This window comes from Microbacterium sp. R1, assembly GCF_015159725.1.
Lineage (GTDB): Bacteria > Actinomycetota > Actinomycetes > Actinomycetales > Microbacteriaceae > Microbacterium > Microbacterium oxydans.
This window is the reverse complement of sequence record NZ_JADDUD010000003.1, coordinates 40,167-59,480: the sequence shown is the minus strand read 5'-3', so window position 1 is coordinate 59,480 and position 19,314 is coordinate 40,167. Positions and strand designations below refer to the sequence as shown.

19 protein-coding genes are annotated in these 19,314 nt (G+C 69.4%); 5 read left to right on the top strand and 14 right to left on the bottom strand.

What is annotated here, in order from left to right:
• Positions 1–2 precede the first annotated feature (2 nt).
• On the top strand, positions 3–827 hold the full coding sequence (locus tag ILP86_RS14045; protein WP_193762259.1) for an acyl-CoA thioester hydrolase/BAAT C-terminal domain-containing protein: 825 nt from the start codon (positions 3–5) through the stop codon (positions 825–827).
• A gap of 3 nt (positions 828–830) precedes the next feature.
• Here the strand turns inward: ILP86_RS14045 and ILP86_RS14040 are convergent, their stop codons facing one another.
• Positions 831–2,291: an MFS transporter gene (locus tag ILP86_RS14040; protein ID WP_193762258.1), complete on the bottom strand. Its 1,461-nt coding sequence runs from the start codon at positions 2,289–2,291 to the stop codon at positions 831–833.
• Positions 2,292–2,346: 55 nt separating this feature from the next.
• The gene (locus tag ILP86_RS14035; RefSeq protein ID WP_193762257.1) at positions 2,347–3,693 is read right to left on the bottom strand and encodes a M20/M25/M40 family metallo-hydrolase; all 1,347 of its coding nucleotides are present in this window, start codon (positions 3,691–3,693) and stop codon (positions 2,347–2,349) included.
• Between the two features lie 112 nt (positions 3,694–3,805).
• Between ILP86_RS14035 and ILP86_RS14030 the strand changes: the two genes are divergently transcribed.
• The 3 genes from ILP86_RS14030 (at position 3,806) to ILP86_RS14020 (ending at position 5,397) form a co-directional block, all read left to right on the top strand.
• Entirely contained in the window at positions 3,806–4,546 is a 741-nt protein-coding gene (locus ILP86_RS14030) for an SDR family oxidoreductase (protein ID WP_193762256.1), read from the top strand.
• Positions 4,547–4,631: 85 nt separating this feature from the next.
• Positions 4,632–4,898, top strand: a complete 267-nt coding sequence (locus tag ILP86_RS14025) for a thioredoxin family protein (protein WP_061015541.1) — start codon at positions 4,632–4,634, stop codon at positions 4,896–4,898.
• An 85-nt stretch (positions 4,899–4,983) separates the two neighbouring features.
• Positions 4,984–5,397 (top strand): VOC family protein, encoded by a 414-nt coding sequence (locus ILP86_RS14020; RefSeq protein WP_193762255.1) that lies wholly within the window; start codon positions 4,984–4,986, stop codon positions 5,395–5,397.
• Positions 5,398–5,409: 12 nt separating this feature from the next.
• On the opposite strand, the gene ILP86_RS14015 is transcribed toward ILP86_RS14020, so the two are convergent.
• The 8 genes from ILP86_RS14015 to ILP86_RS13980 all read right to left on the bottom strand — a co-directional run bounded on the left by ILP86_RS14015 (position 5,410) and on the right by ILP86_RS13980 (position 15,364).
• Positions 5,410–6,924, bottom strand: coding sequence for a CdaR family transcriptional regulator (locus ILP86_RS14015; RefSeq protein WP_058630436.1), 1,515 nt, complete (start codon positions 6,922–6,924; stop codon positions 5,410–5,412).
• Positions 6,921–7,949 (bottom strand): DUF917 family protein, encoded by a 1,029-nt coding sequence (locus tag ILP86_RS14010; protein ID WP_046747272.1) that lies wholly within the window; start codon positions 7,947–7,949, stop codon positions 6,921–6,923. Before ILP86_RS14010 ends, ILP86_RS14015 begins: the two co-directional genes overlap by 4 nt.
• A gap of 10 nt (positions 7,950–7,959) precedes the next feature.
• Complete coding sequence (locus ILP86_RS14005; RefSeq protein WP_193762254.1) at positions 7,960–9,078, bottom strand: DUF917 domain-containing protein; 1,119 nt, start codon at positions 9,076–9,078, stop codon at positions 7,960–7,962.
• Positions 9,075–10,175, bottom strand: a complete 1,101-nt coding sequence (locus ILP86_RS14000) for a DUF917 domain-containing protein (RefSeq protein WP_127011824.1) — start codon at positions 10,173–10,175, stop codon at positions 9,075–9,077. Before ILP86_RS14000 ends, ILP86_RS14005 begins: the two co-directional genes overlap by 4 nt.
• 1 nt (position 10,176) lies before the next feature.
• Positions 10,177–11,724: a hydantoinase/oxoprolinase N-terminal domain-containing protein gene (locus ILP86_RS13995; protein ID WP_193762253.1), complete on the bottom strand. Its 1,548-nt coding sequence runs from the start codon at positions 11,722–11,724 to the stop codon at positions 10,177–10,179.
• A gap of 42 nt (positions 11,725–11,766) precedes the next feature.
• Positions 11,767–13,107, bottom strand: coding sequence for a cytosine permease (locus ILP86_RS13990; protein WP_113681528.1), 1,341 nt, complete (start codon positions 13,105–13,107; stop codon positions 11,767–11,769).
• A gap of 258 nt (positions 13,108–13,365) precedes the next feature.
• Entirely contained in the window at positions 13,366–14,769 is a 1,404-nt protein-coding gene (gene thrC, locus ILP86_RS13985) for a threonine synthase (RefSeq protein ID WP_193762252.1), read from the bottom strand.
• Between the two features lie 88 nt (positions 14,770–14,857).
• Positions 14,858–15,364 (bottom strand): methylated-DNA--[protein]-cysteine S-methyltransferase, encoded by a 507-nt coding sequence (locus ILP86_RS13980; RefSeq protein ID WP_193762251.1) that lies wholly within the window; start codon positions 15,362–15,364, stop codon positions 14,858–14,860.
• 168 nt (positions 15,365–15,532) lie between these two features.
• On the opposite strand from ILP86_RS13980, the gene ILP86_RS13975 reads away from it, so the two are divergent.
• The gene (locus tag ILP86_RS13975) at positions 15,533–16,345 is read left to right on the top strand and encodes an alpha/beta fold hydrolase (RefSeq protein WP_193762250.1); all 813 of its coding nucleotides are present in this window, start codon (positions 15,533–15,535) and stop codon (positions 16,343–16,345) included.
• Positions 16,346–16,401: 56 nt separating this feature from the next.
• Here ILP86_RS13975 and ILP86_RS13970 read toward each other — a convergent pair whose 3' ends face one another.
• The 4 genes from ILP86_RS13970 to ILP86_RS19630 all read right to left on the bottom strand — a co-directional run bounded on the left by ILP86_RS13970 (position 16,402) and on the right by ILP86_RS19630 (position 19,191).
• Complete coding sequence (locus ILP86_RS13970; RefSeq protein ID WP_193762249.1) at positions 16,402–17,166, bottom strand: rRNA adenine dimethyltransferase family protein; 765 nt, start codon at positions 17,164–17,166, stop codon at positions 16,402–16,404.
• Between the two features lie 226 nt (positions 17,167–17,392).
• Complete coding sequence (locus ILP86_RS13965) at positions 17,393–17,995, bottom strand: response regulator transcription factor (RefSeq protein ID WP_046747263.1); 603 nt, start codon at positions 17,993–17,995, stop codon at positions 17,393–17,395.
• Positions 17,992–18,807, bottom strand: a complete 816-nt coding sequence (locus ILP86_RS19635; protein WP_308431944.1) for a histidine kinase — start codon at positions 18,805–18,807, stop codon at positions 17,992–17,994. Before ILP86_RS19635 ends, ILP86_RS13965 begins: the two co-directional genes overlap by 4 nt.
• 6 nt (positions 18,808–18,813) lie before the next feature.
• Positions 18,814–19,191 carry a hypothetical protein gene (locus ILP86_RS19630; RefSeq protein ID WP_227751273.1) on the bottom strand — a complete coding sequence of 126 codons (378 nt, stop codon included), beginning with the start codon at positions 19,189–19,191 and terminating at the stop codon, positions 18,814–18,816.
• Positions 19,192–19,314 lie beyond the last annotated feature (123 nt).

Sequence of the window (19,314 nt, the reverse complement as noted above, 5' to 3'; positions counted from 1 at the left end):
CGATGACGCCTCGACACAGCATCGGGGTGCACCCGGCCGACCGCCACGATGCCTTCCCGGAGAACCCGTGCGGCACGGCTATCCTGCTCCTCGCCGGATCCAGCGGGCGTGTGGAGGTCGAGCGGGCGGAGATGCTGGCACGGCACGGCGCCCGTGTGAGGGCCATCCGCTGGTTCGGCGGCATCAGCCAGCGCCCTGCCCCGCACGAAGTGCCGATCGAGACCTTTGTCGAAGAGGTGGAGTTGCTGCGTCGTGACGCCGATCGCTTGGCGATCTTCGGAACATCGTTCGGAGCGGAGGCGGCGCTGGTGACCGCGTCCCTGCACCCGATCGATGCGACGGTCGCCGTCGCCCCGTCCTCTGTCGTCTGGGCTGGCAACTCAGAGGGGACCTGGTCGTCGCACTGGACCCGTCGGGGTACCCCGATGCCGTTCGTCCCGTTCGCTCCGTCGTGGACGCCGTCGACCGACCCGCCCGAGTATCGTGCTCTGTACGAGTCGAGCGTCGATCGTGACCCTTCGGCCGCCGCATCCGCCGCGATCCGGGCGGAGGACATCGACGGTGTCGTCGTGCTCGTCGCCGGCGGCGACGACCGGGTCTGGCCCAGCATCCGATTCGCCCGCGAGCTCGTCGAACGCCGCACGGCGAAGGGTCTGGACACGACGGTGATCACTCACCCGGACGCGGGGCACCGACTGCTGCTCCCCGGCGAATCGGCCGTGACCGCAGGAGTGACGATGGCGCGGGGAGGCTCTCCCGCCGCCGACGCGGAGCTCGGCGCACTCGCATGGCCGCGGATCGTGAACGCGCTCCACCTGCGGGCCTGACGCTCAGAGCGCCGGCGCGACCTCGACCTCCGGGGCACGATCGGTGAATGCGGTCTTCGGGACGAACACGAGGATCACGGCGGCGACGAGCGCCGTCACCCCGCAGACGATCCACACCGTGAAGTACCCGGCGAGCGAACCGGCGGTGGCATCCGTCGCGCCGGCGGTGCTCGCGACGCCGTGCAGGAGCGCGATGCCGAAGACACACGACGCGATCGCTCCGCCCACGGTCTTCACCGAATTCGTCAGGCCCGTCGCGACGCCGGTCTGCGTGGCCGGAGCCGCGGAGGCCGCCGCCGCGGGGAGCGCCGCGACCAGTGCGCCGGACCCGAGCCCCACGACCACCATGTTCGTGATGACCTGCGCATAGGAGCCGTGGAACGGCAGGAAGAGGAGGAAGCCGATGCCGACCAGCATCGACGCTCCCATCAGCGTCACCCGCGGTGTGGCACGCCGCGCCATCGTCGGGAACAGCAGCGCCCCCGTGATCATGGCGATGAGGTAGACGCCGATGATCAACGAGGTGGCGAAGCCGGTCGTGCCCAGACCGTAGCCGTACACCGATGGGTCGGTGCGCGCGAACGTCGACAGCGGGGCCTGCGCGCCGAGCACGCTGACGCCGAAGAGCCCGGCCGTGAGGAACACCGGTCCGAGCGCGGGCGAGCGGAACATGCGCACGTCGATCAGCGGGTCTGCGCTGCGCAGCTCCCAGAGCACGAACGGGACCACGAGCAGCACGCCGAGGATCACCACCGCCCAGGACCACGGGTTGGTCAGACCGCCCTCCAGGCGGAGCAGGCTGAGCCCGCCGGTGAAGCAGACGAGGGCGAGAGAGATGAGCACGAGGCCGACCGTGTCGAAGACACCGCCGGTGGGCTCCGGCGATTCCTTGACCCCGAAGAGGATCACGAAGAAGCACACCACGATGAGCACGGCCGGGACCAGCAGCACGACGGTGAGGGGAAGCACGTCGATGAGCGCACCGCCGACCAGGGCGCCGATGATCGCGCCGCCCTCGAGAGCGGCGACGAGCAGCCCCGCAGCCTTGGCGGTGATCGACGACCGACCCTCCATGCGGCGCGAACGCGACCAGATCAGGGCGATCTCGAGTGGAAGCCAGACGACGTAGAAGCCCATCAGCGCCCACGCGGCGAGGAACACCGGGAACGAATCGGTGAAGGGCAGCACCAGCGCCGCGGCCGCCGTGACCGCGGTGGAGATGAGCAGCATGCGCTTGTGCCCGACCATGTCGCCCAGCTTGGCGAAGGCCGGGACGACGAGTGCCGACAGCATCAGCTGCGTGCCCTCGAGCCAGTTCACGTCGGCGTCGTGGATGCCCAGATGGCGGGCGATGTCCGTGAGCATCGGGGTGTAGTACCCCTGCAGCACACCGCTCGTGAACTCCACGAAGGCAAGGAAGCCGACCACGACGGCGAGGGTGCCCAGGGTGCGGGTGCGCGTCATCGCGTCTCCTGCTTCTGCTTCGGGTCCCCCGGCAGGCTCCGAGGGGAGGGTGAGATCACCCTAGCCGTTCGAGCAGCGCCCTGTGGAACCGCTCTCCCCGTTCCAGCGCGGCGATCTCCACGCTCTCGTCGACGCCGTGGATCGACGCGCGCTGCGCATTCGACATGTCCAGCGGCGCGAACCGATAGACCGCGGGTGAGAAGCGATGGAAGTGTCGCGAGTCGGTGGCCGCCATCATCACATACGGGACGGCAGGCACGCCGGGGAACGCGACCTCGAGCGCGTCGGCCAGCAGAGCGAATTGAGCGTTATCGGTCGATGATTCCGGCGACGGTTCGCTCGCTTCGACGACCTCGACCGCGACGAGCGGATCGCGGACCCGCCGGTGCACCCGGAACACCGTCTGCTGCGGGGTCTCCCCGAGCGCGATGCGCAGGTTGACGGTGGCCGAAGCCTGCGACGGCAGCACGTTCGCCGCGGTTCCTCCGGACTGCATCGTCGGCGCGACGGTCGTGCGCACGAGAGCGGCCGGTTCACCACCCAGCGCGGCGAAGATCTGCGCGGTCAGCAGCGGCGCAGAGCCGAGGAACCGCAGCAGGTGGCGAGCCGTGCCCGGCGTCTGCGCGGCCAACTGCGACAGCATCCGGAGGATCGCCTTCGAGGCACGGGGGCGGAAGGTCGTCGGGCCGAGTCGGTCGACAGCCCTGGCGATGCGGCGGACCGCCGTGAGGGCCGGCGGGGCCGAGGCGTGGCCGCCTTCGCCCCGTGCAGAGAGCCGCAGGGTCATCACACCCTTCTCGCCGACACCGATCATCGCGGCCCGTCCGGGAACGAACGGCAAGGGCGCATCGACGACGGCACCGCCCTCGTCGACGACGAGCCAGGGGACGATTCCCCGGTCGCGCAGCACCCGCGCGATCTCCTCGGCGGCGCGTCCGTACGTCTCCTCATTGCCGCCGAAGGAGAGGTACACGTCGCGGGGCGGGACGAACTCGTCGGCGAGCAGATTCTCGACCGCCTCCAGGATCACGATCAGCGGCCCCTTGTCGTCGAGAGCACCTCGACCGTAGACCGATCCGCCGGCGATCACGCCCGCGAAGGGCGGGTGCGTCCAGGCGTCGCTCTCGTCGACGGGGACGACGTCGTAGTGCGCCATCAGCACGACCGGCCCCTCGTCCGCCGCAGCACTCCCGCTCCCCTTCCAGTGGAACAGCAGGCCGAATTCGGTGTGCCGTTCCAGACGCAGCCTCTCGTGCGTCAACGGGTAGAGCTCGGCGATCAGCGCGACGAACTCCTCGAACGGAGCCGAGCCGCGTTCATCGAGTTCGGCCGACACCGTCGGGATCCGGATCATCTGCGAAAGCCTCTCGGCGATGCCGGGGCGCACGGTCGATGTGGTCACAGCGCCATCGTACCCAGCGGCGGATCCGCTCATCGCAAGCCTTCCGACTGCGTTCGCGCTCGTCCGACTCAGCGAAAAAGACGAGGATGGACCGAGACGAAGGAGAACGCACATGAGGATCGCCGTCGCAGGAGGAACCGGGACCGTCGGTCGACACACGGTCGAGGCGCTGCAATCGGCCGGCCACGACGCCGTCGTCCTCAGCCGATCCCGAGGAGTGGACCTCGTGACCGGGCAGGGCGTGGGTGAGGCACTCGCCGGCGCGGATGCGGTGATCGATGTCGTGAGCGTCGAGACCCTCAAGGCGAGCACGGCGATCGAGTTCTTCACCGCGGCGGCCGGGAACCTGTCCGCTGCGGCTGCCGACGCGGGTGTCGGACATCTCGTGCTGCTGTCGATCGTCGGGATCGACCGCATCCCGTACGACTACTACGCCGGCAAGATCGCCCAGGAGAAGATCGTCGAGGGATCCCGCGTGCCGTCGACGATCCTGCGAGCGACGCAGTTCCACGAGTTCGCCGGGCAGATGTTCGAGCGGGCGAAGCTCGGACCGCTCCACCTCGCCCCGAACGCCCGCACCCAGCCTGTGGCAGCCCGTGAGGTGGGCGCACGTCTCGCGGCACTGGCAGGGGCGGAACCGCAGGGCCGGGTACGCGACTTCGCCGGACCCCGCGAGGAGCAGCTGTCCGACATGGTCCGCGCTTTCGCTCGACGTCGCGGATACCCCGGCTGGGTGCCCACCGTGAACGTGCCGGGGCCGCAGATGGCGGGGATGAGGGCGGGCCATGCGCTCCCCGGCCCCGACGCCGACCTCGGGCACCAGGGCTTCGCCGAGTGGCTCGCCGCGCAATAGCGTCCTGGAGCCGGTCGGGGAACACGACGAACCGGGCGGAGGTTGCACCTGTGGTGATGACGCGAGAGCGTCCGAGGAGGTGCGGATGGAACTGACCCTGGTGTCGTCGTCGTTCTGCGGCGCGTGTGCACGGACCAGGACCGTGCTGGCCGAGGCGGCACGCTTCCTTCCCGACGCGACCATCACGGAGATCGACGTCGCGCGAGACCCGGATACCGCCGAGAGACTCGACATCGAGGTCACACCGACGGTGATCATCCGCGACGCCAGTGGCCTCGAAGTGTTCCGCGCCGCCGGCGTCCCGACCGTGCCGCAGGTACTCACCGCCGCGGTCAGAGCGCTCCCGGCCTGAACCTCTTGCGGGCACGACGACCGCGGCGCAGACTGAGCCTCAGCGGCACCGGCCGTGTCGTCCGTGTCAGCCTCCTGGAGTTCTCATGCCCGCTCTCAACCCGTACCTGTCCTTCCGCACCGAGGCCCGCGCGGCGATGGAGTTCTATCAACGCGTCCTCGGGGGCGACCTCGTGGTGAACACGTTCGGGGAGTTCCCCGACATGGTGCAGGATCCGAGCCAGCGGGACCTCATCATGCATGCGCAGCTGGACACTCCGGACGGTCTGGTGCTGATGGCCTCGGACACCCCCGACGGCATGCCCTACGAGAAGCCGCAGGGATTCTGGGTCTCGCTGAGCGGGAACTCGCAGGAGACCACCCGCGCCGTGTGGGACGGGCTCTCGGACGGGGCGACGATCACCATGCCGCTCGACGTGCCCCCGTGGGGTGGACTGTTCGGGATGCTCGTGGACCGGTTCGGCATCCCGTGGATGCTGCACGGCGACCCGCAGGACTGAAGACTCCCCGGCTCAACGCGGCTGCACCGCGCGACACGCGAGGTGCAGGGCGAGGCGCGCCTCCGGGTCGGTTAGATCGATCCCGAGAAGCTCCTGCACGCGTCTGATCCGCATGGTCACGGTGTTGCGGTGCAGGCCCAGCGCAGCCGCGGTCGCGGCGATGCCCGATTCGTGGTCGAGGTAGGCCGAGAGCGTGACGAGCAGTTCGCCGCCTCCCTCCCGCAGCGGAGCCAACAGCGATTCCGCCGCGGGAACGAACGTGTCGTTGCCGGTCCACGCGAGAAGGAGCTGCTCCAGTCCGAGACTGTCCACCCGTACGAACCATCCCGTCGCCGACCGCGATGCCGCGATGCGCGCCGCGTCGCCCGCCTCGTCGAGCGTCGTTGCGAGGCCTTCCGAACCGCCCTGGAGCGAGCCGACCCCGGTGGCGACGGCGAAATCGCGCAGCACCCCGAGATGCAGGTCCCGCAGAGCGGCGACGGCCCGCTCCACCTGATCCGGATCCGGCGACTCGGCGAAGGTCAGCCACCCGCTCAGTCCACGACCGGCCGTCGTCGCATGCGCCTCGCCGTCGATAGCGCTGAGGCCGGCGCTGACCGTACGCAGCAGCGAGAAGGAGTCGAGGCGGCCCCGTGCCACCATCCGGAAGCCGAGGTGATGTCCGCTGGTGCGCCACCCGCGCTCGAGCATCCGTCGTTCGACGTCGGCATCCGCCGCACCGTGCAGGTCGACGAAGTCCCGCAGCAGTCCGGACGACACCGCGACGTCGTTCACGGCCGCCACCTCGTCGATCAGGATGCGTGCGGCGACGGCGGGCATCGCGACCTCGGCCGCGACGGACAGCGACTGCACCTGCGCCTCACCGAGCCCCCGGCCGAACAGCACGAGCCGCAGACCGCTGCGCCCCGGGCTGTCCACGCGCACCGATGCGGCCGCAGCATCCCCGATGCTCGTCCGATCCAGCCAGGATTCGAAGCCGATCGCGGCGTGCAGCCGCTCGTCCAGGTGAGCACCCGCCTCCTGGAGCACGCCGGACGAGTCGATCAGCGCAGCTCCGACGCCGAGGTTCGCAGCGATGTGGCCAAGCAGGTCGGCCAGGTCATCGGCGGCGTACTCGAAGGACTGGGCGACCTTGCGCACCTGACTGAGCGTCAACGCATCCCGCGCCTCGATCAGCATCCAGCAGGCCCTCGCGAGCTGGATCGGTCGCTCGACATCGAGCAGGCAGAGGCCGATACGGTCTGCGAGGCGGAACGCGCCCGCGTCGAACGAGGCGGCTCCAGGGAGGGCGAGCCCCGAGTACCCGCGATCACGCAGGCGGCGCAGCAGTGCATCCTGCTGCCAGGTCGATGTCGGCGCTGCCGCCGTGATGATCGCGAGTCGGCCGGTGCCGGCTTCGACCAGCTCTGCCTCACTCGCCCCCACCGCGACGGCATCCCACAGCGCATCCGCGGGTCCGGCGACACGCCTGAGGGCGCCGTTCTCGGAGTGGGCGAGCAGCGCGCTCAGCTGCAGTCTCTCGTTCACGCGGCGTCCACACCCTCGAGGCCGTACGCCGAGGGCAGCACCTTCGCGCGTCGGTCCGCTCTGGCGTTCCACCAGGGAGGCGCCGGGATCGCGAGCACCGCCACCGTGCGCGCGAGCCGGAGCTCGGTCACCTCGAGGATCTCGCGCGATATCGCGTCGACGACCACGATGATCTCCGGCGCCGACGCCACGAGACGGCCATCCGTGAGCACCGCGAGGGTCTCGGAGCGGCTGACCACGCGATGGACTGCGCCGGTGAGACCGCTGATCTCCACCGCGTTCACGTGTGGATCGTGCGCCCAGGGCGATACCGAGATGATGCGACCCTCGGCGAGCAGTTCCGCCCCGAGGACGTCCGCGAGCAGAGGGAGGGGTGCTGCCGAGGCTGCGAGGTAGGCCCGGCCCAGTTCGAGCGCGTAGGCGAGGTGTCCACCGATCGCGTGCTCCGTCAGATCGCCGACCGTGAACCCGCCGAGCACGGCACATCCGACCCCGCCCGCCTGCACGATCGCCGACCGCACCACCCTCTCGGCGTCGATCGCGCGGTGCGCCTCGACGAGCGCGACGCCGTCGGACCCCGTGTCGCACGCGAACACGAGACCGGGCACCTGATCCACGAACAGCGACATCTGGTCGAGGCCGGGCACTGCGCGACCGGTGCAGTCCGCGTCGACGATCACGTGTGAACCTGCGAGCGTCAGCGGAGCGAGGCCGTTCATGCCCCCGCCCTCGAGAGAGCAGACGGCCGGCACCGGATGGCCGATCCAGCGTTCGACCGCGCCCAGCAGCCGGGCGAACGGGTTCGCCCCGGGGAGCCGCTCACCGAGCAGCATCGTGGAGCCGACGAAGGCGACACCCAGGCATGGCGTTGCCGGGTCCAGCGCCGCGACCGGTGAGACCTCGATCGGCCAGCCCTCGGCTCCGGCGAGCATCAGCTCGAGCATGGTCGTCGAGCCACCGCCGCCGGAGCCGAGGAGCGCATAGCCGCGGGCGAGCGCCGTGAGGTCGTCGCGCTGCAGCATCATGCGCTCCAGCCTAGGGAGAAACGCCCTCACCCGCGGCCAGCGCTTCGATCGGAGCGAACTCCGCTGCGAGGCCGAACGCCGAAGGTCCGAAGGCGGCGAGGGCATCGGACGTGCGCATCATCTCCGGAGTGGAGATACCCAGTACCCGGACGCGCTGACCGTACCGGAGCCCTTCCGTCGTGATGGGCTCGGCCGTCTCGTGATCGACCACGCAGATCAGGTCGGGGACGATCGCGACGAGCGTATCGCCGCGGTGCGCGATGAGGTTCTCGTTCTGGAACGAGATCTCGAACGTGTCGCCCTCGTCCGCGCCCAGCGGTGCGATGACGGCTCGCCCCTTCGCGAATCCCTCGGTCGTGCGGCGTTCGACGTCGACGACCTTGCCGACGCAGAGTTCGCGCAGGTGCGGGTACAGGGTGGTCGAGAGCGTGCGGGCGATCGCCTCGAACGGCGAGCGATGCTCCTCGCGCGCGAGGCGGATCGCGCGACCGAGCGCGAGCGCCATCGAGATCGTGCGTGGCACGGCCGTCCTCCGCACGTCGGCTCCGGTCATCGCGTACTCGGCGATGTGCCCGACGCCGCCGAGACGGATGGTGATCCCGCGGGCGAGCCACTCCATCTGCCGGTCGTCGTCGCCCGTGTCGATCACGACCTTCTCGCCCCGTTCGCCGGCGAGGGCGAGAGGCGATCCGTGCACGCCGTACACGGCGAAGGTCTCCATCGACAGCTCGGGAAACGCCCGTCCCATGCCGTCGGCGTCGACCACGGGAAGCCCGGTCTCCGCGGCGACGATGAGCGGGATCATGGAGTTGATGCCACCGCATTCGATCGGCATCGTCGCATCGGCCTTGCGCCCCAGGTGCTCTTCGAGCGTGCGCAGCGCCAGGGTGGGCTCCGTGCCCGCGGGGATCTTCTCGATCATCACGGTCGGCGCCCCCATCTGCGCGGTCGGGATCACGAACAGATCGTCGGGGAGCTCATCCGGGTCGAGGATCGTGATGCTGCCCTCGCCGAGAACGCGCTCGACGAGCATCTTGCCGATGTACGGATCGCCTCCCCCACCGGTACCGAGCAGCGTCGCGCCCCTGGCGAGGTCGGGCAGGTCGGCGGCCGTGAGCTGCCAGCTCATACGGCGGCTCCCGCCGCAGCGGTTCCGACGGAGACGCTGCCGTCGAAGCGGTGCGCATCCATGTCGTACCCGAAGTACCCGGGGCCGACCATCGCGAGCGCCGCCTGCGAATGCCAGCGCTCGTCGGCCGGAGCCGCGATCACCCGCACCCGCTGTCCGTAGCGCAGCGCCTCGGTCGTGATCGGCTCACCCGACTCGCCGTCGAGCACCATGATCAGGTCGGGCGTGGTCGCGAGGACGACGCCGTCGGCTTCCGCCACCAGATGCTCGTTCTGGAACTGCAGGGTCAGCGTCGCCCCGCCGTCGCCGTCGATGCGCGCGCGTCCCCGGGCGAAGCCGGTCGTGGTGGCCCGGTGCACGTCGACCACCTTGCCGTCGAACAGCTCACGCCCGCCGAGCAGATCGACGACGCCCTCGACCGGGTCCGTCTTCGCGTCCCGCGCCGCCGTGATGCGCTCGCCGATCTCGATGCATCGGGAGAGCGAGCCCGCCACCAGCGACTCACGTGCGGCGGAACCCGACATCGAGAACCCGGAGATCATGACCGAGCAGCCCATCTCCACGCAGGCCACGCGGGCGATGCGCTCCGTCCAGGAGTTGTCGACCGTCTGCAGCACGCCGGTGTTGCCCTTCTCGTCGCTGAACGCGAGAGGGGAGGCGGTCACCCCGTAGAGGGTCGGGAGCACCATCTGCAGCTCGGGGAAGGCACGTCCCATCCCGTCGGCGTCGACGAGCGGCAGACCGAGTGCTGCGGCGGCCGCGATCGGGATGGTCGAGTTGACTCCGCCGACCTCGGCGCACGCGATGTGGGTGATCGGACGGCCGAGATGGATGCTGAGCGCCTTGACCGGCTCGACGACCTCGGCGAGACTCGGCAGCTTCTCCACCATGACGGTCGGTGCGCCCATCATCGCGACGAACAGCACGAGAGCGTCGTCCGGCACCTCGTCGAGGCCCACGACCGTGACCTCACCGGCGGCCAGCGCCTGACGGGCGAGGAGTGCTCCGATGTAGGGGTCTCCTCCCCCACCCGTGCCGAGGACGGCAGCACCGCGGGCGAGTCCGTCGATGTGCGCAGACGTGATGGTCCAGCTCATGTCACGCCCCCATGTCAAGGTCGCCGACGGCCTTCACGCGGATGCGCGTGGCGTTGCCGGGGAGGTACGGGATCGGAACCTCGTCGAAGTCGATGATCGATACCGTCGAGGGTTTCGCACCCGCCGCGATCGCCTTGTCGACGGCTTCCGCGCGGACTTCGGCGATCGTCTCATCGCGACGACCGGGCTCGATCGCATAGACCTTGTCGATCTCGCCGCCGACCTGGGCGATCGATGCGCCGATGGCGTTCGCGACCGCGTAGTTCTCCGGTCGGTGCACGGTGCCGAACAGGGGCAGCTCGTCGGGGAGCAGGATGGATCCGCCGCCGACGGCCACCACGGCGATGGGCTCCGGCGAGGTGCGCATGCGGTCGACTGCTTCGGAAACGCGCTCGGCGATGCGGGCGAGCACTCGCTGCACGAACACGGGGTCGAGGTGTGCGACCCTGCTCGCATCGCCCACCTGGGCGCGACCCGCGGCCACCGCGATGTCCGTGGCGGTGAGCGTGGAACCGCCGAAGACCAGGGCCTCGGTGGTCAGCCGATACCCCACCGATGCCGGTCCGACCTCCGCGGTCTCCTCATCGACGATGCTGCCGCCGCCGATGCCGAGGGAGAGCACGTCCGGCATCCGGAAGTTGGTGCGGATGCCGGCGACCTTCACCTCGTTCGCCGTCTCCCGGGGGAAGCCGTTGATCAGCAGTCCGATGTCGGCGGTCGTGCCGCCGACATCGATCACGGCACAGTCGTCGAGACCGCTGGTGGCCGCTGCTCCGCGCATCGAGTTCGTCGGTCCGGAGGCGAAGGTGGCGACCGGGTAGCGGCGCACGTACTCCTCGTCCATGAGCGTGCCGTCGTTCTGGCTGAGGAAGATCGGCGCCGCGATGCCCTGGGCACGCACCGCCGAGGTGAGCCCGTCGACGATCTCGGAGGCGAGCTCACGGAGCGCGGCGTTGATGATCGTCGCGTTCTCGCGCTCCAGCAGCCCGATCCGTCCGATCTCGTGCGACAACGAGATGGCGGCATCGTCCCCCAGCACCGACGCGACGATCTCGGCGGCCTGCACTTCGAGGTCGTGGTTGACCGGGCTGAAGACCGAGGAGATGGCGACCGAGCGGATGCCGTGCGCCTTCATGTCCTCGGCGTGCGCGCGGATCTCCTCGGGGTCGAGGGGCGAGATCGGCCTGCCGTCGAACTCGTAGCCACCGTGCGCGAGGTAGCTGCGGGCCTGGGTCGCCTCGACCAGCACCTCCGGCCAGTCGACCAGCGGCGGCAGTGCGCGCGTCGCCGGAAGTCCGAGGCGCAGGGCGGCGACGGGCGCGAGACGGCTGGCCTGCACCAGGGCGTTGATGAAGTGCGTCGTGCCGATCATCACGGCGTCGATGTCCGCACCGGCGAAGGCGTGTCCGACCCGCAGATCCTCGATCGCCTGGATGATGCCGCTCGTCACATCGGGTGTGGTCGAGTGCTTCACCCCCGCCAGGGTGCGGGTGCCGTCCATGAGGACGGCATCGGTGTTGGTGCCGCCGACGTCGATGCCGATGTGCATGATTCTCGCTTTCCGGTGAGGGGATGTCTGTCTCGGGGCCGGTCAGGCCGCTGCTGCCGCTTCTTCGATCGGGGCCGCCTGTCGCGTCGTGGCGACTCCGACCCCGCGCACCCAGCCGAGCTTGCCCGCCACGATGTACAGCACCATGGAGAGGAAGAGACTGAGCAGGGACGGGATGCCCCACGTGACGAAGTATCCGACGAGTGCCGAGACGAGCCAGACGACGATGGTCGCGGGCACGATGCGCGGTGCCGTCGCCGGCAATGTGCCGGCTTCTCGGGTGGCGTCGAGCTCGGGGCGCCAGCGACGCACGATGTAGTACTCGGCGACCATGATCCCGGCGATCGGCGGGAATGCGACGCTGAGCACGATCAGGAACTCGGTGAACTGGCCGAGGATGCCGACTGCGGCGAGCACGGACCCGACGATGCCCAGCACGATGGTCGTCGTGACGCGGTGCAGGTTCTTGCCGAACGCGGTCGAGATGAAGTTCACGAGCCCCAGCGTGGAGGAGTACAGGTTCCAGTCGTTGATCTTCAGGGTGCCGGTGAGCACGATGAACAGACCGATGAAGCCGACCGACGAGGTCACGATCGCGACGATGTCGCCGCTGGCGGCCGCGTGGGCGAGCAGCACGCCGGCGAGGCCGATCACGAACTCACCGAGCGAGACGCCGACCACGGTCTGCTTGACGACGTCGGCGCGGGAGCGGTTGAAGCGGGTCATGTCACCGGTGATGATCGCACCGACGATGAGACCGCCGGCGACGATGCCGGTCCCGGCCCAGACGCTCATGGTCGGGCCTGGGGCAGGACCGGTGAGCAGTTCGCCGATGTCGTGGCGGGTGAGCTCGGAGATGACCGACCAGCCGACCAGGATGAGGAACAGCGGCACGGTGATGTTCGCGAGCCACTGCATCCCCACGAACCCGAAGGCCACGATCGCGGTGACGGCGAGACCGAAGATGAGGCTCCAGGCCCACACCGGCAGGGCACCGGGCATGAGCGCGTCGAGAGACTGGGCGGAGATGGCCGACTGGATGCCGAACCAGCCGATCAGGCTGATGCCGATCGCGAGGCCGACCAGCGAGGCTCCGATCTCGCCGAAGCCGGTCCAGCGGGCGAGGAGTGCGGTGTTCAGGCCTTCGCGCTGGCCGATGAAGCCGACCACGCACATGATCACCTCGAGGATGAGCGAGCCGAACAGGAAGGCGAGGACGGCCTCGCCGAAGGTCATGCTGTAGCCGAGGGTCGCGCCGAGGAGGAACTGCGAGAGGGCCGAGACCTGTCCGAATCGCTGCACGGCGATTCCGAACCAGGGTTTGCGGGCCTCCGGAGTCACTCGGGAGAGCGCGAAGTCGTCTGCGTGCGCCGTGCGTGCCATGAGGATCCTTCGGGAGGAGGAGGACGGGTTGTGCGCCACAGTAGCGACGCTTCCCACGGCCCCGACATGTGCATATCGCACGAGAATCACGCGAGGATGTGCAGGTCGCACACCTCAGGTTCCTCTCCCTCGCCTGTCTCTTGTCCAAGAACGACGCCGAGACCCACGCTCAACGCCGAGACCCCCTCCTGCCGACGCGGGCAGGAGTGGGTCTCGGCGCCAGGCGTGGGTCTCGAGGACGGCCGGGGGCGCGCGGAGTCAGTGCAGCGCGTTGGTCTCGATGAAGGCGCGCAGGGCCTGCTCGTCGTCGCCCATCTCGGTCACGTGCTGAGGCGCATCGAGCATCTCCTGCAGCTCCGGCGCGTAGCCGAGCTCGACACCGATGGCCTCGTGGATCGTCTCTGCGAACTTCTCGGGCTTCGCGGTCTCGAGCACGAGCATCGGCACGCCGGGCTCGACATACTCGCGGGCGACCTTGACACCGTCGGCCGTGTGCGGGTCGATGACCTCGCCGGTCGCCTCGTACACCGCGCGGATGGTCGCCAGTCGATCCGCGTGCGTCGACGTGCCGCTGACGATGCCGAACTCTTCGAGGAAGCGCTCCTTGTCGGCGGAGAAGTCGAAGTGGCCCTGCGCCTCCAGATCGTCCCAGGCGCCGACGACGCGAGCGGGGTCGCGGCCGACGAGCTCGAAGATGAAGCGCTCCAGGTTGGACGCCTTCGAGATGTCCATCGAGGGACTCGACGTGGCGAGGGTCTGAGCGGCGCTACGCGGTCGGTAGACGCCCGTGCGGAAGAACTCGTCCAGCACGTTGTTCTCGTTAGCTGCGAGCACGAGACGACGGATCGGGAGTCCCATCTGCTTCGCGAAGAAACCGGACAGGATGTTGCCGAAGTTCCCGGAGGGCACCGTGAACGACAGCTCTGTCCAGCCTCCGGCATCCGTCGCCCGCAGCCAGGCCCAGAAGTAGTAGACGGTCTGCGCCGTGATGCGTGCCAGGTTGATGGAGTTCACCGCGCCGAGGTGCTGGGCGCGCTTGAAGTCGAGGTCACCGGCGAGCTTCTTCACCAGGTTCTGGCAGTCGTCGAAGACGCCTTCGACCGCGATGTTGTGCACATTCGCGTCATCGAGCGAGAACATCTGCGCCCGCTGGAACGCGCTCATGCGGCCCTGCGGCGACAGCATGAACACGGCGACGCGCTCCTTGCCGCGCAGCGCGTGCTCCGCCGCCGAGCCGGTGTCTCCCGAGGTGGCGCCGAGGATGTTGAGCACCGCGTCGTTGCGCTCCAGCGTGTACTCGAGCACCTGGCCGAGGAACTGCATGGCCATGTCCTTGAACGCGAGCGTCGGTCCTTCGGAGAGCCCGACGAGCGTCAGGTCGTCATCGATCGCGCGCAGCGGCACCACACCGTCGGGGAAGTCGGCGTAGGCGGCATCCGTCATCCTGGCCAGGTCTGCACGGGGGATGTCGGTGGCGAACAGCCCGAGCACCTCGGTCGCGAGTTGCGGATACGTCAGCGCACGCCAGCGCTCGAGCATCTCGCCATCGACTGTCGGCATGACCTCGGGCACCGCCAGTCCGCCGTCGGGCGCGAGGCCCTCCAGAAGCGTCTCGCTGAACGACTGCGGCTGCATGCCGCCGCGGGTGGAGATGAACTGCACGTTGGCTCCTCGGCTCGGGACTCGGCCCGTCCATTCTCGCAGGGTGTTCCCCGTCGAGTTGACGCGATGACGGAGGCGGGCGCTGCACTCAGAACAGCGAGGTGGGCAGTGCCCCTTCGTGCTCCAGCAGCCAACGCTTGGTCTCGAGCCCGCGACCGACGTCGCCGCCCGAATAGCCGCCGAGTCCGTCGCCGGCGACGACCCGGTGGCAGGGGACGATCAAGGGCACGGGGTTGGCTCCCATGATCGAGCCGATCCCCCTGGCGGGCACCGCGGTTTCGCTGCGTGCGGCCAAGCCGCCGTACGTGATCGTCTCACCCTGCGCGACGGTCTCGTGCAGGGCAAGGAGCACAGCTCTGGTCGCCGCGGTCGGCACGCCGAGGTCGACCGGCACGTCGAAGCACCGCAGCCTGCCGTCGAAATAGGCTCGGAGTTGCGCGAGAGCTTCCGTGAGCAGCGGATCGGCGCCCGGCTCGGACACCACCACACTCCCGTCGGGCGGAGTCGACCGCCACGTGACGCGGGTGATCGCCCCACCGTCGCTGACGACTCCGACGACGCCGACCGGAGTCGCGAGCGTTCCGAAAGCCGACATGCGTCGAGAGTACCGCCCGTTCCGGACACGCAGACCGGCCGAACGATCACGGCGCGGAGGAGCGATCTCGCGGGGAGAGGGTATGGCGCCCCGCCGCTTCCGGCGCAACCCTGGATGGTGGCATCCCTTACCGGGCACGATCACCATCTCGCTGACAAGGAGCACCCCATGAACACCACCACGGCCGCGCTCGACCTCGCCGATGTCCGTCTGCACTACGAGCTCCGCGGCGAGGGACCGCTGCTCGTCCTGATCGGCGCGCCGATGGATGCCGACGCCTTCGCTCCCTTCGCCGACGAGCTCGCCACCGATCACACCGTCCTCACCACCGACCCGCGCGGGGTCAAACGGAGCATCCTGCACGACCGCTCGCAGGGCTCCAGTCCCGAGCAGCGCGCCGATGATCTCGCGGCGCTCATCGAGCACGTCGATCGCGGACCCGCGAGCGTCTTCGGCTCCAGCGGCGGCGCCGTGACCAGCCTGGCGGTCCTGCAGGCGCACGGCGACCTCGTATCCGTCGTCATCGCCCACGAACCCCCACTCCTGGAACTGCTGCCCGACCGCGTCGAACAGCGCCGCCTCACCGACGAACTCCGGTCGGCGGCGCTCTCCGGCGACCGCGTCGGCGCCTGGAGGCTCTTCTTCGCGCAGGCGAACATCCCGATGCCCGAGGAGGCGCTCGTCCAGTGGTTCGGCGGCGAGGTCGATCCGCAGCATCACGCCGACGAACAGTTCTGGTTCCGTCACGAGCTTCCGGCCAGCGTGCGCTGGGAGCCCGACCTGGAGGCACTGCGAGCGCGCACGGTCGACCTCGTGCTCGGAATCGGCCGGGAGTCGGTCGGCCAGCTGTGCGAACGCACGACGACTGCGCTCGGGGAACGGCTCGGAGTCGAGCCGACCCGGTTCCCCGGCGACCACACCGGATTCGTCGATCACCCCGGGGAGTTCGCCGCGCGTCTTCGTGAGGTGCTCGACCGCTGAGGAACGCCGCCGATCGAGGCCATCGAGCGCACGACCAGCTCGACGGCCTCGACACGTCAACCGCGGCAGAGCTGATGCCAGAGCGCTGCCCAGTGCTCCGGTCGCAGCTCACGGGGAAGGCGACACTCCCTCGCCCCGGCTACCGCCACTGCCCGCCGGGCCTTGCCCATAGGGATGCGTGCGGCGGCGGCCACGACCGCGGCGAGGCTCCCCCCTCGGCCCGTGAACATCTCGCGGACGAACGCCTCGTACCGCTGCCGATCCGATACCGCGACGAGAGGCGACCCCCGACGGGTGATGGCGAGCAGACCGCCGTCGACACTCGGCTGCGGTGAGAAACCCCACGCGGGGACGCGCCCTTCCAGGGCGAACTCGAACCACGGCGCGGACTGCGCCGTCATCATGGTCGCGCCGCCCACACCGGCGCGCTTGCGCGCCACCTCCCATTGCGTGAGCAGCACCGCCTCGTTCCAGCGGTCGCCCGAGAGCAGGCGCCGCAGGATGGGCGTCGTCACGTGGAAGGGGATGTTGCCGACCACGGTGTCCGCATCGAGCGGGTGCCGTGTGGCGTCGGCGATCTCGATGCGCACACCGGGCAATGCCCTGCGCAATCGGTGCACGCGGTGCTCGTCGACGTCGATCGCGGTGAGCGGTCTGCCCAGATCCGCGAGCACGCGAGTGAGCGCTCCGTCGCCGCAGCCGAGTTCGAGGATCGAGCCCGAGGTACGACCGACGAGGGCGGCGATGCGGGTCAGGGTCGGGCGGTGGGTGAGGAAGTTCTGGCCGAGTTCGTGACGGCCGCCATGGATTGAACGAGGCATGAGTGCGCTCCAGAAGAAGAATCGGAGCACCTCGGAGGAGGGAGACGACGCGAAGAGGCGTCAGTGAGGACTGCCCGTCCCGAGGTGCGATGACATCTCGGTGGACGGCGCGCAGATGCGTGCGGAGAGCGAGCGCGCCGTCAGGCGCGGCGGTCGCGGAACACGAGAGTGCGCCCCATCACGGGCGCTGCGCATATTGTTCCCATGCCTGCCAGCATATCCGCCCTCAGATCCAGCCGCGCTCCTCGGCCATCAGCACGGCCTGCTGACGGGTTCCGACCGAGAGCTTCCCGAGGATGACGGAGATATGGTTGCGCACCGTCCCCGGGGCGAGTGAGAGCGCCCGTGCGATCTGGCCGGTCGTCTCCCCACGCCGACCGGCACGCAGCACGTCGAGCTCGCGGTCCGTGAGCGGTGAGCGCTCGTCGCTCAGCGCATCGGCGGCGATCTCCGGATCGACATAGCGGGCGCCAGCCGCGACCCGGCGGATGACAGCGGCGACCTCGTCGGCCCCACGGGACTTCGGCAGGAAGCCGGAGACACCCGAGGCCAGGGCACGGCGCAGCACGCCTGGACGCGCGTGACGGGTGACGACCACGCACCGCGTCGCGATCGCCCTGTGCAGCTTCTCGGCCACCTGCACGCCGTCGAGCCCCGGCATCTCGAGGTCCAGCAGACACACATCCGGCTGAAGTCGCAGAGCCTCGACGACCGCCTGCTCGCCGTCCTCGCACTCGGCGATGACCTCGATATCGTCTTCCAACCGGAGGAGGGCTGCGAGCGCGGATCGGATCATCGCCTCGTCATCGGCGAGCAGCACCCGGATCATCGAGCCTCCTCCGATCCCATCGGCACAGTGACGACGACGACGAATTCGGTGGCCTCACGCCGGACATCGAGAGTTCCGCGCGCTTCCTCGATCCGCCGCCGCACACCGTCGAGGCCCGATCCGTCGTGCTCGATATCGGCGTCGACCGCGACATCATTCGCGATCTCATAGCGCCAGTCGTCGCCGACGCGACCCAGCAGGAGGCGTGCATACCGTCCGCCGCCGTGTCGGAGAACGTTCGTCGTCGTCTCCCTGATGACCGGACCGAGGGCGGATGCCGGTGCGGCGTTCGCATCCGCATCGATCGTGGCTCCCACATCGAGGCCGGCCGCCGTCAGGAGATCACGGGCGTTGGCGAGTTCGTCTCCCAGCGGCACGGAGCGGAAGCGCGTCGCGAGGTCTCTGGTCCCCTGTCGCGCCTCGTCGACGCTGATCCGCGCCGCACGGAGTTGCTCGATCCCCGCATCGGCGTCACTCGGCAGCAGACGCTCGGCGAGCTCCAGCTGCAGCGCGATGACCTGGAGGTGATGCCCCTGCAGGTCGTGCACGTCGGTCGCCACCCGGAGGCGTTCCTGCGTGGCGGCGAGCCGAGCCTCGGAGGCCCTGGCGCGATCGAGGGTGATCAAGACATCCCACCACCACAGCGAGGTGACCGTCATCACGGGGAGGAAGACGGTGTAGGCGGCGGTGAAGAGGAAGGGCACCTCGGAAGCGACGTCGAGATGCGAGTCGACCACTGCGAGGGCGGCCAGGACGACCGTCGCAGCGATGACGACCTTGTATCGGACACCCGGCTGCCAGTTCAGCAGCACGATCGACTACACGATGGGCATGAGGGCGAGCTGCCAGCTCCCGATCAAGCCGCCGGCAGCCGCACCATAGGCGACCGCGATGAGGAGCGGTGCGCCGAGGCGCATCCAACGCACACCCGGCTCCGCGTCCAGACGATGCCGATAGTCGAGGAGCAGCGAGACTGTGGAGGCGACCCAGAGGATTCCACCGCCTCCGACGATCACACCGCCGATACCCCGGAGGTCGACCGCGAGCGTGGTGACCGTCCACGCAGCGACAAGCGCGAGTTCGAACATGATGACTGCGGACGCCGTGTACCACCAGGTCGCGGTCACACCCCGCGACAACTGCCTCGCTCCCGGACTCGGCCCGACGGGGGCAGGGGGCTCGATACGACTGCTCACGCTCCCCACGATAGGGCCGTGACAGTTGTCACGGACGCGTCGTGCGATCTGCCCGGGAAGCGATGACGGGCCGACACTGCCGCCGAAGGGAGCATTCGGCTGGACTGGAGTCATCGCATCGGA

Coding starts and splice junctions, on each gene's coding strand:
- ILP86_RS14045 (WP_193762259.1), top strand. CDS start 3: ATGACGCCTCGACACAGCATCGGGGTGCACCCGGCCGACCGCCACGAT.
- ILP86_RS14040 (WP_193762258.1), bottom strand. CDS start 2,291: ATGACGCGCACCCGCACCCTGGGCACCCTCGCCGTCGTGGTCGGCTTC.
- ILP86_RS14030 (WP_193762256.1), top strand. CDS start 3,806: ATGAGGATCGCCGTCGCAGGAGGAACCGGGACCGTCGGTCGACACACG.
- ILP86_RS14025 (WP_061015541.1), top strand. CDS start 4,632: ATGGAACTGACCCTGGTGTCGTCGTCGTTCTGCGGCGCGTGTGCACGG.
- ILP86_RS14020 (WP_193762255.1), top strand. CDS start 4,984: ATGCCCGCTCTCAACCCGTACCTGTCCTTCCGCACCGAGGCCCGCGCG.
- ILP86_RS14010 (WP_046747272.1), bottom strand. CDS start 7,949: ATGATGCTGCAGCGCGACGACCTCACGGCGCTCGCCCGCGGCTATGCG.
- ILP86_RS14005 (WP_193762254.1), bottom strand. CDS start 9,078: ATGAGCTGGCAGCTCACGGCCGCCGACCTGCCCGACCTCGCCAGGGGC.
- ILP86_RS14000 (WP_127011824.1), bottom strand. CDS start 10,175: ATGAGCTGGACCATCACGTCTGCGCACATCGACGGACTCGCCCGCGGT.
- ILP86_RS13995 (WP_193762253.1), bottom strand. CDS start 11,724: ATGCACATCGGCATCGACGTCGGCGGCACCAACACCGATGCCGTCCTC.
- ILP86_RS13990 (WP_113681528.1), bottom strand. CDS start 13,107: ATGGCACGCACGGCGCACGCAGACGACTTCGCGCTCTCCCGAGTGACT.
- ILP86_RS13980 (WP_193762251.1), bottom strand. CDS start 15,364: ATGTCGGCTTTCGGAACGCTCGCGACTCCGGTCGGCGTCGTCGGAGTC.
- ILP86_RS13975 (WP_193762250.1), top strand. CDS start 15,533: ATGAACACCACCACGGCCGCGCTCGACCTCGCCGATGTCCGTCTGCAC.
- ILP86_RS13970 (WP_193762249.1), bottom strand. CDS start 17,166: ATGCCTCGTTCAATCCATGGCGGCCGTCACGAACTCGGCCAGAACTTC.
- ILP86_RS13965 (WP_046747263.1), bottom strand. CDS start 17,995: ATGATCCGGGTGCTGCTCGCCGATGACGAGGCGATGATCCGATCCGCG.